Below are 14,106 nucleotides of genomic sequence, written 5' to 3'. Positions count from 1 at the left end.
TCCCTTTGTTACACGCCAACCCCCCTGTGGGAGCGAGCCTGCTCGCGAAAGCGGCGGCACATTCAACATAGATGCAAGCTGACCCACCGCCTTCGCGAGCAGGCTCGCTCCCACAGGTTGCGCATGACTACAGACCGGTGGACGTTGAAGAAGCAGAGTTTTGGGCGTAGACCAGACGCAGGACGAGTTAAACGTTGTTAATTTTCATTGGCGCGCCAAAAGCCTCAACACCTGCTTTGCTAAGGTTTCACCCAATAAACACGGCACCTGCTATTGGCACCGGGTACAGGCAGTCGCAGCGAACACCCCGACAGTCACCCGAACCCTCGTTGCGTTGACGGAAAAACCTGAGGAATATGCTCGAAAACCGCGTACTAGACGGATGCAAGCAGGAGTGACACGTTGACCCTTTCCCCCGAACAGGCCCTGCATTTCGGCCCTTACCGGATCTATCCCGGACGACGCCTGGTGATGGAGGCCGACCAGCCCCTGCGCCTGGGGCGGCGTGCCATGGACATTCTGTTGATCCTGCTGGAGCACGCGGGGAACGTGGTCAGCAAACAGCAACTGATCGCTGGGGTCTGGCCCAAAAGCGTCGTCGAAGACATCAACCTGCGGGTGCACATGGCAGCATTGCGCAAGGCCCTCGGCGACGGCCAGGCGGGCCAGCGTTACATCGTCACCGTGGCGCAGCGCGGGTACAGCTTTGTGGCGCCGTATTCGCTGGAGCACATCGAGTACCCTCCAGGGAGCGAAGCGCCCGCGCCGAGCGGCCACAACCTGCCCGTTCGTCGAACCCGCATGATCGGTCGCCAGTCCCTCGTCGATAGCCTGGTGGTCCAGCTGTCACGCCAGCGTTTCATTACCCTGGTCGGCCCCGGCGGGATCGGTAAAACCACCGTGGCCCTGCGTGTCGCCGAACAACTGATCGGGCGCTACCGGGATGGTATTCGTCTGCTGGACCTGGCGCCGATCAACGATCCGTCGATGATCACCGTTCACCTGGCGTCATTGCTCGAACTGTCCTTGCACGACGCCGAGCCGATGAGCGGCCTCGCCGCGTTTTTGCACGACCGGCAGATGCTGCTGGTGATCGACAACTGCGAACACCTGGTCGACGCCATCGCATTACTGAGCGAGAGCATCCTGCGCGCCGCGCCAGAGGTGCACATTCTGGCCACCAGCCGTGAGAGCCTGCGGGCCGAAGGTGAATGTGTTCAGCGCCTGGAGTCGCTGGACTGTCCTCCCCCCATCGCCGTACCAGACCGCGCTCAGGCCCTGACCTTTTCCGCCCTGCAGTTGTTCGTCGAGCGCGCGATGGTCAGCCACGACACCTTCGAACTGATCGATGACGAGCTGCCGCTGGCGATTGAAATCTGCCGGCGCCTGGACGGTATTCCATTGGCGATCGAATTGGCGGCCGCGCAGGTCAGCGGCCTCGGATTAAGCGGATTGCTGACCCAACTCCAAGGCAGTTTTCGCCTGCTCACCCAGGGTTGTCAGACCACGCTGGGCCGACACCAAACCCTGCGTGCCACGCTGGACTGGAGCTTCGAGCTGCTGAATGCCTGCGAACAAACCTGCCTGCGCCGACTGGGTGTGTTCAGAGGCGGATTCACCCTCGAATCGGCGGCAGCGGTGATCGTCGGCGAACACATCGAACCGCAAGCAGTGTTTGGCTCGATCACGCAACTGGTGGCCAAATCGCTTCTGAATGTGGAGGTGGGTGACGAAGAGGTGTTCTACCGATTGCTCGATACCACCCGCAGCTATGCCCTGGAGAAACTCGACCAGGCCGCCGACCTGCCCGAGACCCGCAAACGTCACGCCGAACGCTGCCTGGCGTTGATGAATCAGGCCCAGCACGAGTGGGAGCTGATCCCGACGGGCACGTGGATCGAGCGTTATGCCCGCAGTCTGGAAGACATTCGTTCGGCCCTCGACTGGTGCTTGAACGCGCAAGGACCGCAGGCATTGGCGATCCGCCTGACGGCAACTTCCACGCCGCTGTGGCAAGAACTGTCGCTGCTCAAGGAGCACGGACTGTACGTGCGCAGGGCGCTGGTACTGCTCGATGCAACGTCCGATCCCTGCCCGCAGCTGAAAATAGCCCTCAATCTCGCCCTCGGCAGCGCCTGCTACCACACTCAGGTCGGCACGACGGAAACCGTCGAGGCGTTCGTCAGCGCCAGAATCCTGGCCAAGCATTGCAACGATTTGGCCGGTCAGTTGCGTGCGGTGTCCGGGCACATGGCGGTCAACCTCTGTTGCGCCAATTATCAAATGGCCTTGGAACAGAGCCGGCAATTCGATCGGTTGGGGCTGCACGGCGATGCGGTGTTGTCCCTCAGCACGCATCGCTTGCGGGTACTGGCGTTGCACTTTGCCGGGGACCAGCAGCAGGCGCGGATGATTGCCGAACAGGTCCTTCAGCGCATGGCCCAGAGCGGCCACCTCAACCGCTTCACCTACGGTTTTGGCGTGCACTACGATCAGAGCGTCGCCGCCCTGACGATTCTGGCGCGCATCCTCTGGTTGCAGGGGCAACCGGAACAAGCCTGGCGCACCGCCCGGCAAGCGCTGGACATTGCGACCCAGATCAACCACGGCACGTCCATCTGTTACACCCTGGCGCTGGCCGGTTGCCTGATCGCTCACTACAACGGCGATACCCGTACGGCTCGTGAACTCTTGCGCCAGCTGCTGGAACAAGCACAGAAACACTCGGTGCTGCTGTTCTACACTTGGGCCCGACACTATGCGCAGGTGATCGACCGCGCCGAGGCACACTTGCCACTTCAGCCAGGCGTGGGGCTGATCAAGGACATCATGGTCACACTGGACAGCGGTTTCGTCGATGACGCCCTGTTGCAACGGGCCGACACCGGTACGGCAGGCTGGAGCACGGCGGAAGTTCTGCGGGCCCGGGCTGATGCGCTGCTGGCCGAGGATTGCCCACTGAAAACCGAAGCGGCCGAGGCCGTGCTGATCAGGGCATTAAACGTGGCGAAACATCAGGGCGCCCTGGCTTGGGAACTGCGCAGCGCCACCTCACTGGCTCAACTTTGGCAGCGTCAGGGCCTGTATCAGCAAGCTCATGAGCTGCTGGCACCGATCTACAATCGGTTCACCGAGGGATTTTCTACACCGGACCTGATCAAAGTCCGTCGATTACTCGACGAACTCCATGGGCAACTGCACGCCTGAGACCCAGCGCGCCCGACTGATGTAGTGCGAATAGCGCCTCTCAAACGCCCGCAGGTGGCCGCTGTGTTCGAGCTTCTCAAGGGCATACGTGCGCGTGGTGTTGAGAAAGCGATAACGGGTTGTGCCGTTGACCTGATCCATCGAGAGCAACGATTTGGCGACCAATCGCTTCACCAGTGCCGCCAGTTGATCGGGCTTCAGCTCCACGCAACTGCACACGCCAATCGCGGCATCGAGGGTGAAGGACATTTTGAACACCGACAGGCGCTGCAACACGGTTTGTTCCGGCAGGTTCAGCCGTTCATAGCTCCAGTCCAGTGCGGCTTTGAGTGTCTGATGTCGGGGCACGGCCGTGCGCCGGCCTTGGGTCAGCAGCTGAAAACAGTTATCCAACTGAGCTTGCAAACCGACCAGCGCCAGCGCGTGGATCTGGGCCGCTGCCAGTTCAATCGCCAGTGGCAAGCCATCGAGCCGCCGACAGATTTCACGGACCGCTTTGAGGTCTTGTTCGCGCAAGGCAAACCCTTGTTGACGGGATCGGGCACGACTGACGAACAGCTGCACCGCCGAATACCCCATGGCTTCGGCGACACTGTGCAACGCCGAGGCGGGCGGCACCGCCAGAGACGGCAGACGCTGGACCGTTTCCCCTGCCGCCTGCAAAGGCTCGCGGCTGGTCACCAGAATTGACAGCCGAGGCGCCGACATCAGCAAATCGTCGACCAGGGTTCGGCAGCGTTCCAGCAGGTGTTCGCAGTTGTCGAGCACCAGCAACGTGTGCCGGTTTGCCAGCACGTCCAGCGTCGTGCCGATCTTCCGTTCAAGGGTTTGGGTCAGATGATCGACCACTCGCGTGGGGTCATCGATCGCCGCAAAATCAACCAACCACACGCCATCTTCATAGTGCTGCAACAGCAGTTCGGCGACACGCAACGCCACCGTGGTCTTGCCGACGCCGCCGGGACCAACCAGCGTCATGAGACGCCGAACCGGCAACTGCCGGACGAGACTGCCGACCATCGAATCTCGGCCGGTCACCGGCGTGAGTCGTGCAGGCAGGTTGTGCTGATGTTTTTGAACGGTCTCGATCAAGACCTGCGTGCCCGCGGACGCATGCTGCACCGGGGCGATAAAGCTGTAACCGCGTTGGGAGATGTTGACGATGTAGCGCTGGCCATTCTGCCCGTCGCCAAGCGCCCGACGCAGGGCGGCAATGTGCACGCGCAGGTTGATTTCCTCGACCACAGACGTCGGCCAGACGTGAGCAATCAGTTCGTCCTTGCTGACCACGTTGCCGGCGCGCTCGACCAGCACCTGGAGGATATCCAGTGCCCGACCGCCCATGCGCAGCGGTCGATCACCTTCAAGGATCAGCCGTTGCCGCAGGTGGAATGCATAGGGGCCGAATCGCAGCACCGCATCGCTGGTTAAATCTCTAAGGCTGTTCATGCACATTCACGTGCTGAAACCTGGCCCGGCTCACAGTGCAGCAACATCCCTTGCACCCGCCTTCCAGGCTCCCGCACCTCCATTGCAAAGAGTTCAGGGTATCTTGGCAGTCATCAGTGACGGTACAACTACCGCGGTGGGAGCGTCGCAGCCATCACGGTGCGCACAACGGACACGAACGCTCTAGCTGAACTGTTCGCGGTATTGGGTCGGCGTCAAACCAAGCTTTTCACTGAACAGAAAACGCATGTGCCGCACGCTGCCAAAGCCACTTTTGAAGGCCACGGTCTTGAGCGGCAAGTCGCTGGTTTCCAGCAGATTCCTGGCGCTGTCGATGCGCGCACTTTGCAGAAATTCCATAGGCGTCATGTTCACTTCCCGAGCAAACATCCGGGCGAAGTGCCGCGCACTCATGTTCGCGAGACTGGCCATACGTTCGATGCTGAATGCTTCATCGAGATGTTCGAGCACATAGTTCTGCACGCGAGTGATCGGCGTTTCCTGCGGTGCGACAGCGGCCATCAACGGGCTGAACTGCGCCTGCCCACCCTGTCGCTTCATCACCACCAGCAACACCTTGGCCACGTCTTGAGCGACTTTCTTGCCGTGGTCTTCGGCGACGACTGACAACGCGAGGTCGATGCCGGCAGTGACGCCGCCGGAGGTGATGAGGTTGCGGTCCTGCACGTAAATCTGATCGGTCTCGACGGTAGCCTTCGGGAAGCCTTTGATCAGTCGTTCGGTGTAATGCCAGTGGGTGGTCACGCGATATCCGTCCAGCAAACCGGCATGCCCCAGCACAAACGCGCCGGTGCAGATCGAGCCGTAGCGCTCGGCGCGACCGACAGCGGCTTTGAGCCAACACAACAACGGTGGATGTTTTTCGTTGTAGGCACCCGGACCGCCCGGCACCAGCAACAGGTCATACGCTTGATCCGCCTGATCGATATGCAAATCGGTCTGAACGCTGACGCCGTTGGAGGCACGCAATACGCCATGCTCGGTGCCGATGGTCGACAGCTCGTAACGCTCCTGCGCTGCCAGATAACGATTGGCGATGGAAAACACTTCCATTGGGCCTGCCATGTCCAGCAGGAGAAAGTCCGGGAACAACACCATAGCCACGGTTTTCATGGGTTCAAATCACTGAAGTCATAAGAATGTCTGTCTGCCAAGGCGCCATGCATAAAGGATGCTGTGCATTATGGCCAAATGTGGCATCAGCGTCGGAGAAGAATATGTGATCGCCTGCCGATTACTGTCAACCTCAACGGGACAGTATTTCAATTTCCATCTACTTATTGAACCCGCCAGTAACCATTAACCTTCTCCTCACTCGGACGAATCAACGTCCCCACAGGAGATTTCATCATGCTGACTCTTCGCAAAGCTTCGGATCGCGGCGCGGCCAATCACGGTTGGTTGAAGTCGTTCCATACCTTTTCCTTCGCCAACTATCGCAACCCGAAAGAGCAGGGTTTTTCCGACCTGCTGGTGATCAACGATGACCGGGTTGCCGCCGGTAAAGGCTTCGGCCAGCACCCGCACCGCGACATGGAGATTTTCTCTTATGTGCTCGAAGGTGCTTTGGAACACAAAGACACCCTGGGCACCGGCTCGGTGATCCGCCCCGGTGACGTGCAGTTGATGAGCGCCGGCAGCGGCGTGGCACACAGCGAATACAACCACTCGACCACACGGCCGGTGCACTTCCTGCAAATCTGGATCGTGCCGCAAGTCAGCGGTGCCAAACCGCGTTATCAGCAAGAGCACTTCAGCACGCAGAAGAAACGCGGCCGCCTGCAACTGATCATCTCCCCCGACGGGGAGAAGGGTTCGCTGAAGGTGCGTCAGGATGCACGGGTGTATGCCGCGCTGATCGACGGCAAGGAAAGCGCCACTCTGGAATTGGCCGCGAACCGCTATGCCTATGTGCATGTGGCCCGTGGCAATGTCGAGCTCAACGGCGTGCAGTTGCAGGAAGGCGATGGTGTCCGGGTTCGCGATGAACAGGTGCTGACCTTGAGCAACGGCGTCGATGCCGAAGTGCTGGTATTCGATCTGCGGCCGCAAGAGTTGCCGGAAATGCCATAAAGATCAAGAGATCGCAGCCTCGTTTCACTCGACAGCTCCTACAGGTGTATGCAAATCCCTGTAGGAGCTGTCGAGTGAAACGAGGCTGCGATCTTTAGCTTTAGTCCCCAGTACCAGAAAACACCGCGACAACTTCATCAATCACTACACGGACTCTGGCGGTATGCCGCAGGTCTGCGTGGGTCACCAGCCACACGTCATACGGCACTGGCCGAGTGCGCTCCGGCCACACCCTCACCAGCCCGTCCGTCTCCCCCATGTACACCGGAATTTCCCCGAGCCCGATCCCCGCAGCAATGGATCGGCGCACCAGCAGACTGGAACTCAGGCTCGAGACAATGCGCCCGCGACCCAGCGGTTCCGAGACCAGCGTCATGTCTTTGTTGCCTTGCAGGTACGGCTGATACACCACCAGATCATGCCCCTCAAACGCCGAGCCTGGCTCCGGCACACCGTGGGCATCGACATACTCTTGAGACGCGAAAAGCCCCACCGGCCAGCGGGCGATACGCCGGGCGATCAGGTCCGGGTTGTCCGGCCGGGTGTTGCGCACGGCGATGTCGGCTTCGCGTTTGGACAGGCTGAGAATCTGCGTCGAGGCGTCCAGTTGCACGCGCACATCGGGGTGCTGTTGATGCAGGCGAGCAATCGCCGGGATCAGGAAGTCGATGGCCAGGGAGTCCGTGGTGCTGACCCTTACGAGCCCGGTCAGGCGATCGTCGAGGCCTTGAATCCGGCGCTCCAGCTCCAGCGCTGAATGCTCCATTTTTTCCACAACCCGCAACGCGACTTCGCCGACAGCCGTCAACGCATAACCCTCGGAAGTGCGCAGGAATAGCGTGGCACTCAAGGATTTTTCCAGCGCCGTGATCCGCCGGCCGACCGTGGCCTGATCGACACCCAGCACCCGCGCCGCGCCCCTTAGCGTCGACTCTCGGCACACCGCCAGAAACACCCGCGCGTCATCCCAATTCATACGGCTCTCCAACTGATGCATAGATGCAACACTCTAGCGCGAAATCGCTGCATTATTGCATCCATAAATCACGATAGGCTGGAGGCCAGCGAAACCCACAGGACCGTTATCATGCACAGCACCTCGCCCACCCCGAGCAACGCGATCTGGCTGCCGATCTTCGCCGGCCTCTGCGCCAGCCTGGTCAGCATTGGCCTGGCGCGGTTTGCTTATACGCCGTTGATTCCATCATTGATCCAGGCTCACTGGTTTTCGGCCAGCGACGTGGTCTACCTCGGCGCCGCCAACCTGGTCGGCTATTTGATCGGCGCACTGATCGGCCGCCCCTTGGCCCAACGCACGTCCAACACAAAGGCCCTGCGTCTGATGATGTTTGCCGTGACCTTGTCGTTTTTCGCCTGTGGTTTTCCGTTGTCGGTGAGCTGGTTCTTTGGCTGGCGTCTGCTGTCGGGTATCGCCGGAGGCGCAATCATGGTGCTGGTGGCTGCAACGGTGCTGCCCCATGTGCCGGCGTCCCGCAGAGGCCTGGCCAGCGGTGCGATTTTTCTGGGCATCGGCCTGGGCATTGCCGGGTCGGGGACGATTGTTCCGCCGTTGCTGAGCCTTGGCTTGCAGCAAACGTGGTTTGGCCTCGGTCTTCTTTCGCTGATGCTGACCGCTGCGAGCTGGTTCGGCTGGCCGTCAGACACGCACCCTGCGACCGCCACAATGCCGGAAAATACTTCGTCGACACCGACCGACTCGCGTGTGTACCTGTTGTTCGCCCAATACGCGTTCATGGCCGCCGGACTCGTGCCAGCGATGGTGTTCCTGGTGGATTACGTGGCCCGCGGGCTCGGTGCCGGCTCGCACATCGGTGCACTGATCTGGGTGATGTATGGCGTTGGCGCGATCATTGGGCCGGTAAGTTATGGCTTTCTGGCCGATCAACTGGGCGCAAAGCAAAGCATTCGGCTGGTGCTGGTGGTGCAAGCGATTGCCGTTGGCCTGCTTTCGATATCGAGTTCTTTCGCAGCGCTGGCCTTGCTGGCGGTGATCCTCGGCTCATTCCCGCCGGGCATCGTCCCGCTGGCGCTGGCACGGGTTCACGAACTGATCCCACAGCATCATCAGCAGCAAATTGCCTGGAGTCGCGCGACGGTTTCGTTCGCCACCTTTCAGGCCATCGCCGGGTTTGCGTATTCGGCGTTGTTCAACGCCAGCGGCGGCGATCATGCGTTGTTGTTTGTCATTGCGGCCGGCGCCCTTGTGGTCGCACTGTTACTGGAACTGGGGATGCGTTTGTTGAATCGTCGCGATCAGCTGATTCCGCTGAGTTGCCCATGAAGCCTGCGATCGTTTGATTTTCCCCGCCAGGACGCGGTCCCACTTTCTGAACACCTTCACAACAGGACGCCGACATGAATCTGCCCCAAACCATGACCCTGATTGAAATCACCGAACCCGGTGGCCCGGAGGTTTTAAAGCCGCGCCAGGAACCGGTCCCGACCGCAGGCGCAGGCGAAGTGCTGATTCGCGTACACGCTGCCGGGGTCAACCGCCCCGATGTGATTCAACGCGCCGGCAAGTACCCGATGAAATCCGGAATGAGCTCGATTCCCGGGCTGGAAGTGGCCGGTGAAGTGGTGGCGATCGGCGCAGGCGTCAGCGAGTTCATCGTCGGCGATAACGTCTGTGCGCTCACCAACGGCGGCGGTTACGCACAATATTGCGTTGCACCGGCCAGCCAGACGTTGCCGATGCCTGAAGGGATGGATTGGGTGCAAGCCGCGGCGGTCCCGGAAACGTTCTTCACGGTGTGGGCCAATCTGTTCGACATGGGCGGTGCCAGCAAAGGCCAGCGCGCATTGATTCACGGCGGCACCAGCGGCATCGGCACCACCGCGTTGATGTTGTGTCGCGAATTTGGCATCAAGGCATTCGCCACGGCGGGCAGTGAGGAGAAGTGTGCGGCGATCCGCACGTTGGGGGCCGAGGCGATCAACTATCGCGATCAGGACTTCGTCAAGGTCATCCAGGAAAAAACCGCCGGCAAGGGCGTCAATGTCATCCTCGACATCATGGGCGGCTCGTACCTGAATCCGAATATCGCGGCGTTGGGCATGGACGGTCGGCTGGTGATGCTGGGTTTCCTCGGTGGCGCCCATGCCAAAGACGTCGACCTGCTGGCGATCATGGGCAAACGCGCGACGATCACTGGCTCACTGATGCGCTCGCGCACCCGCGAAGAAAAAGCCTCGATCGCCGAACAATTGCGCGAGTATGTCTGGCCCGTACTCGCCGCCGGGCGTTGCTTGCCGATAATCGACAAGGTCTATCCGTTTACTGACGCGTCGCAGGCTCATACCCGGATGGAAGCGGGTGATCACATCGGCAAGATCGTCTTGCGTGTGGACTGATCAGTAGCCCTCCCCTGCCGCCTGGGCGCCGCTGATGATAGCGATGCCCGAGCTGGTGCCCAGTCGCGTGGCGCCAGCCTCGATCATCGCCAGCGCGGTCGGGTAATCGCGCACGCCACCGGAAGCCTTGACCCCGATGACCGCGCCTACGGTGCGGCGCATCAGGGCGACATCTTCCACGGTGGCGCCGCTGCGGCTGAAGCCGGTCGAAGTTTTGACGAAAGCCACATTCAGCTCACGGCAAATCTCGCAGGCCTTCACTTTCTCGGCGTCGGTGAGCAGGCAGTTTTCCAGAATGACTTTCAGCGGCACACGGCCGCAGGCCTGTTTGACCTGGGCGATGTCGTCCCGCACCTGATCGAACAAGCCGTCTTTCAACCAGCCGATGTTCAACACCATGTCGACCTCCCCGGCACCGGCGGCAATTGCCCGCTCGGCTTCGAAGGCTTTGGTGTCGGTCAGACCTGCACCCAGCGGGAAGCCGACCACCGCGCAGATATTGACGCGTTGCCCTGCAAGGCACTGAGCCGCATGAGGGACCTGCCCCGAGTTCACGCACACCGAATAGAAGCAGTGTTCAGCGGCTTCACGGCACAGCGTCGCGATTTGCTCGCGGGAAGCATCGGGCGCCAGCAAGGTATGATCGATGTACTGCGCCAACGCTTGGGGTTCTAGGTGTGCCATCGCAAAAACTCCTGTTTGTATATTCAAATGCCCCTGCGCCACAATCGAGGGTGATTTGCGCAAAAACGTTACAAAACTCACAAATAATGTTACTTAAATAACACAAACAATCAACCCCCCGGAATGCCTGTGGACAGTAAAAAAGCCGAGCGTCTCAAGCTGATTCAACAAGCCCTGCAAGACCAGAGCGCCATTCATCTGCGCGAGATGGCGGCGTTGCTGGACGTGTCCGAGATGACCCTGCGCCGCGACCTGAGCAAGTACACCGACCACCTGCGGCTGCTCGGTGGCTACATCACGAAAATTCACGACGGCAACGAACCCGGCGATTACCGCGTGGCCGAACAGGACACCCGGCACGTCGAAGAAAAGCGTCGCATCGGCAAACTCGCCGCCGGGTTTATTCAACCGGGCGACACGGTGTTCTTCGACTGCGGCACCACCACGCCTTTCGTGGTCGATTTCATCCCCGACGAACTCGAATTCACCGCGGTGTGCAACTCCCTGAACGTGCTGCTCAAACTCTCGCAAAAGCCCAACTGCCACATCGTGGTGTGCGGCGGCACGTTCCACCGCAAAAACCAGGTGTTCGAGAATCAGACCGAAACCGGCATCCTCGACAGCGTGCGCCTGACCTGGGCCTTCGTTTCCGCTGCCGGCATCAGCCAGGACTTCGGCGTGACCTGCTTCAACTTCAATGAAGTGGAGGTCAAGCAAAAAGTCCTGCGTCAGGCGCAACAACGGCTGCTGCTGGCCGACCACAGCAAGTTCGACACGGTGCGTACCGCGCACTTCGCCAACCTTGAGGATTTTCAGTTCGTGGTCAGCGACAAGAAAATCCCCAAGGCCTACCGCGACGCCATTACCGCCAGCGGCGCGCAGTTGATCATCTGATCAGGGCCTGTTGTTCCGCTGCACTGAGGTAACCGGTGGTGACGCTGAAATCAGACGTCGCCCCTGCCGCCAGCGAACGCACATGGCCCTTGGCAAACTCGGCGCGATAGCCTTCCGGCTCGCACGTGGCCGGCAGCACGAACGCCGCCACGTGTTGATCGGTGTTGTGCAAAATCCAACGCACGGCATGCTCGAACTGGTCGGGACGGTAGCGGGTGTAGAACGCCGCACCGTCAGGATGGCTCAGCAGAAAATGCGCGTGGCCGCTGTCATCCGCCCGCACACCGTCGAAGAAAAACACAATCTCGGGATCGTAGAGCGCGGGTCGATCAAGACACTGAAACTGTTCTGGCGCAGATACCAACTCATCCATGTAACGACTCCAGGCCGGCGTCGGTTTCACGTGGGCCGGCACGCTTGTGCGCAGGCGCACACGTTCGAAACCCAAGGGCTCGATGAAACGAGCGCCTTCGACATAGGCGTAATTCATGTGCGCCATGTACATCAGGTCCATCGGTTTGCCCGCGAGATTGGTCACCTGCATCGCGATGTGGAACAGCCCTGAATCAGCACGCAAAGTCACGCTCGGACTGGCCCGATACCGGTCACCAAAACCCTGCACGTATTCGTACTCGCCACCCAATCGCAGGTATTGACCGACACTGTCCTCACCGACCTCCAGCCAGGCCCGATCCATCGCCGCGCAGGGCATCTCGCCGTGCAACGGATGATCGTCCTCGGGACTCGGGCAACCGTTGCGCAGCAGGCCGCTGTGAAACATGAAACAGCCGTAGGTGCCGATCACCGTCGGGCTGGGTTTGGGCTGGCTGAACAAGTTGCGCATGGTCAGGTCGCAACCGTCGAACACGGCGGACCAAATCATCTGCCCCTGATACGGAAGCACCACGAGACTGCCGCGATGGTTGGCCAATTCCACGGCCAGCACACCACTGGGATAGACCCAGGCGCTGACCGTGAACGCCTCGGACTTGAGCACGTTTTTGCGCGCTTCGCCAAACAGCGACGGATAGAGATTGATCCGCGTGTTCATGAAGCCACCACCGCACCCACCGGTGCCCGTTCACTGTCGGAATGACGCAGGCAACGCACCGCGTAAGCCACGATCACAATGAAACACAGCAGCGGCACGCTATAGGCCAGTTGCATGTTGCCGCCGCTGTAGTCAGACAGCAGCCCCTGGAAGATCGGAATCACCCCGCCACCGACAATGCTCATCACCAGCAGCGAACCGCCGACGCCGGTGTCTTCACCCAAGCCGTCAATCGTCAGGCCGTAGATGGTCGGCCAGCACGGACCGAGGAACACACTCACGCCGACGGCTGCGTATACCGCGGTGATGTTCGGCACCAGAATGGTGTAGGCCAGCAACGCGATGCACAGCACGCCATACACCGCCAGCACCTTGGCCGGGTGCAGCTTGCGCATCAGCACGTTGGCGATCAGCTTGCCGACAAAGTACGCGGCAAACGTTGTCAGCAGAAACCACGAGGCACTGCGCTCGTTCATGCCGCCCAACTGCATCGCCAAGCGGATGGTGAAACTCCACACACCGACCTGAGCCCCCACGTACAGAAACTGCGCCAACACACCAAAGGTGAAGCGCTTGTTGCGCCACAGACGCGACAGGCTCTGCCCGAGGCTGGCGGTTTTCTTGCTGCTCGGCTGGTTGCCTTTGCACGCGGGAAACCGGGTGATGGCGATCAGGATGAACATCAGCACCAGCACCGCGATCATCCATTTGTACGGCAGCAACGTGGACTGGATCATTTGCAGTTGCTGGATCGCCGCGTCCGAGGCACTCATTTGCGTGAGTTGCTCGCGCGTGGCGTCGGTGTCTTTGAACATCACAAAACTGCCGACATACACCCCGGCCATCGCACCGAACGGGTGGAACGTCTGGGAAATATTCAGGCGACGGGTGCCGGTTTCACGCGGCCCCATTAACGTCGAATAGGTGTTGCAGGCGGTCTCGAGAAACGACAACCCAGCCGCGATCACGAACAGCGCCAGCAGGAACATGCCGTACTTGGCGGTCGATGCCGCCGGGAAGAACAGCAGGCAACCGAACATGTACAGCATCAGGCCGATGAGGATGGTGGTCTTGTAGCTGAAACGGCGGACCACCAGCGCGGCCGGAATCGCCACGAAGAAATAGCCCAGATAAAACGCCGACTGCACGAACGCGGTCTGGAAATCGCTGAGCAGAAAGGCCTTCTTGAAATGCGCGATGAGCACGTCGTTCATGCTCGCGGCCGCCGCCCACAGCGCAAAGATGCTGCACAGCAAAATGAAGGCGAACCAGGGCGTGCGGTTCAGGTAGAAACCATCGGGCGTCTGTTGGAGCGGAGGCTTTGTCATTGTTGTTCTCCGTGGTGAGCTTCG

At 60.4% G+C, this 14,106-nt stretch carries 11 protein-coding genes; 5 read left to right on the top strand and 6 right to left on the bottom strand.

The features are described from left to right. Nucleotides 1-402 precede the first annotated feature (402 nt). Complete coding sequence (locus ACYZT5_RS01110; protein WP_462049395.1) at nt 403-3,207, top strand: ATP-binding protein; 2,805 nt, start codon at nt 403-405, stop codon at nt 3,205-3,207. On the opposite strand, the gene ACYZT5_RS01105 is transcribed toward ACYZT5_RS01110, so the two are convergent. Both ACYZT5_RS01105 and ACYZT5_RS01100 read right to left on the bottom strand, forming a co-directional pair. Further along, nucleotides 3,172-4,656 carry an ATP-binding protein gene (locus ACYZT5_RS01105; RefSeq protein WP_462049394.1) on the bottom strand — a complete coding sequence of 495 codons (1,485 nt, stop codon included), beginning with the start codon at nt 4,654-4,656 and terminating at the stop codon, nt 3,172-3,174. The genes ACYZT5_RS01110 and ACYZT5_RS01105 overlap by 36 nt on opposite strands. A 183-nt stretch (nt 4,657-4,839) precedes the next feature. Next, nucleotides 4,840-5,790 (bottom strand): GlxA family transcriptional regulator, encoded by a 951-nt coding sequence (locus tag ACYZT5_RS01100; RefSeq protein WP_462049393.1) that lies wholly within the window; start codon nt 5,788-5,790, stop codon nt 4,840-4,842. Between the two features lie 237 nt (nt 5,791-6,027). Here ACYZT5_RS01100 and ACYZT5_RS01095 point away from each other — a divergent pair, with 237 nt between their 5' ends. Continuing rightward, nucleotides 6,028-6,750 carry a pirin family protein gene (locus tag ACYZT5_RS01095; RefSeq protein WP_462049392.1) on the top strand — a complete coding sequence of 241 codons (723 nt, stop codon included), beginning with the start codon at nt 6,028-6,030 and terminating at the stop codon, nt 6,748-6,750. A 100-nt stretch (nt 6,751-6,850) separates the two neighbouring features. Here the strand turns inward: ACYZT5_RS01095 and ACYZT5_RS01090 are convergent, their stop codons facing one another. Further along, complete coding sequence (locus tag ACYZT5_RS01090; RefSeq protein ID WP_462049391.1) at nt 6,851-7,726, bottom strand: LysR family transcriptional regulator; 876 nt, start codon at nt 7,724-7,726, stop codon at nt 6,851-6,853. A gap of 111 nt (nt 7,727-7,837) precedes the next feature. Here ACYZT5_RS01090 and ACYZT5_RS01085 point away from each other — a divergent pair, with 111 nt between their 5' ends. Together ACYZT5_RS01085 and ACYZT5_RS01080 are read left to right on the top strand one after the other, a co-directional pair. Then, a complete protein-coding gene (locus tag ACYZT5_RS01085; RefSeq protein WP_462049390.1) occupies nt 7,838-9,052 on the top strand; it encodes a YbfB/YjiJ family MFS transporter in 1,215 nt (404 codons plus the stop codon). Nucleotides 9,053-9,126: 74 nt separating this feature from the next. Next, entirely contained in the window at nt 9,127-10,125 is a 999-nt protein-coding gene (locus ACYZT5_RS01080; protein ID WP_462049389.1) for an NAD(P)H-quinone oxidoreductase, read from the top strand. Here ACYZT5_RS01080 and deoC read toward each other — a convergent pair whose 3' ends face one another. Further along, the gene (deoC, locus tag ACYZT5_RS01075; RefSeq protein ID WP_462049388.1) at nt 10,126-10,809 is read right to left on the bottom strand and encodes a deoxyribose-phosphate aldolase; all 684 of its coding nucleotides are present in this window, start codon (nt 10,807-10,809) and stop codon (nt 10,126-10,128) included. 123 nt (nt 10,810-10,932) lie between these two features. Between deoC and deoR the strand changes: the two genes are divergently transcribed. Beyond that, nucleotides 10,933-11,703, top strand: coding sequence for a DNA-binding transcriptional repressor DeoR (deoR, locus tag ACYZT5_RS01070; protein ID WP_462049387.1), 771 nt, complete (start codon nt 10,933-10,935; stop codon nt 11,701-11,703). On the opposite strand, the gene ACYZT5_RS01065 is transcribed toward deoR, so the two are convergent. Beyond that, entirely contained in the window at nt 11,696-12,754 is a 1,059-nt protein-coding gene (locus ACYZT5_RS01065; protein WP_462049386.1) for an aldose 1-epimerase family protein, read from the bottom strand. The genes deoR and ACYZT5_RS01065 overlap by 8 nt on opposite strands. Then, the gene (gene fucP / locus ACYZT5_RS01060) at nt 12,751-14,082 is read right to left on the bottom strand and encodes an L-fucose:H+ symporter permease (RefSeq protein ID WP_462049385.1); all 1,332 of its coding nucleotides are present in this window, start codon (nt 14,080-14,082) and stop codon (nt 12,751-12,753) included. Before fucP ends, ACYZT5_RS01065 begins: the two co-directional genes overlap by 4 nt. Nucleotides 14,083-14,106 lie beyond the last annotated feature (24 nt).

The sequence above is a fragment of the Pseudomonas sp. LB3P14 genome, from assembly GCF_054898045.1.
This window is presented reverse-complemented; position numbering and strand designations above follow the sequence as displayed.

What these genes read in the sequence shown, in the direction of transcription:
- ACYZT5_RS01105 (WP_462049394.1), bottom strand. Translation starts at nt 4,656, where the DNA reads ATGAACAGCCTTAGAGATTTAACCAGCGATGCGGTGCTGCGATTCGGC.
- ACYZT5_RS01100 (WP_462049393.1), bottom strand. Translation starts at nt 5,790, where the DNA reads ATGAAAACCGTGGCTATGGTGTTGTTCCCGGACTTTCTCCTGCTGGAC.
- ACYZT5_RS01095 (WP_462049392.1), top strand. Translation starts at nt 6,028, where the DNA reads ATGCTGACTCTTCGCAAAGCTTCGGATCGCGGCGCGGCCAATCACGGT.
- ACYZT5_RS01090 (WP_462049391.1), bottom strand. Translation starts at nt 7,726, where the DNA reads ATGAATTGGGATGACGCGCGGGTGTTTCTGGCGGTGTGCCGAGAGTCG.
- ACYZT5_RS01085 (WP_462049390.1), top strand. Translation starts at nt 7,838, where the DNA reads ATGCACAGCACCTCGCCCACCCCGAGCAACGCGATCTGGCTGCCGATC.
- ACYZT5_RS01080 (WP_462049389.1), top strand. Translation starts at nt 9,127, where the DNA reads ATGAATCTGCCCCAAACCATGACCCTGATTGAAATCACCGAACCCGGT.
- deoC (WP_462049388.1), bottom strand. Translation starts at nt 10,809, where the DNA reads ATGGCACACCTAGAACCCCAAGCGTTGGCGCAGTACATCGATCATACC.
- deoR (WP_462049387.1), top strand. Translation starts at nt 10,933, where the DNA reads ATGCCTGTGGACAGTAAAAAAGCCGAGCGTCTCAAGCTGATTCAACAA.
- ACYZT5_RS01065 (WP_462049386.1), bottom strand. Translation starts at nt 12,754, where the DNA reads ATGAACACGCGGATCAATCTCTATCCGTCGCTGTTTGGCGAAGCGCGC.
- fucP (WP_462049385.1), bottom strand. Translation starts at nt 14,082, where the DNA reads ATGACAAAGCCTCCGCTCCAACAGACGCCCGATGGTTTCTACCTGAAC.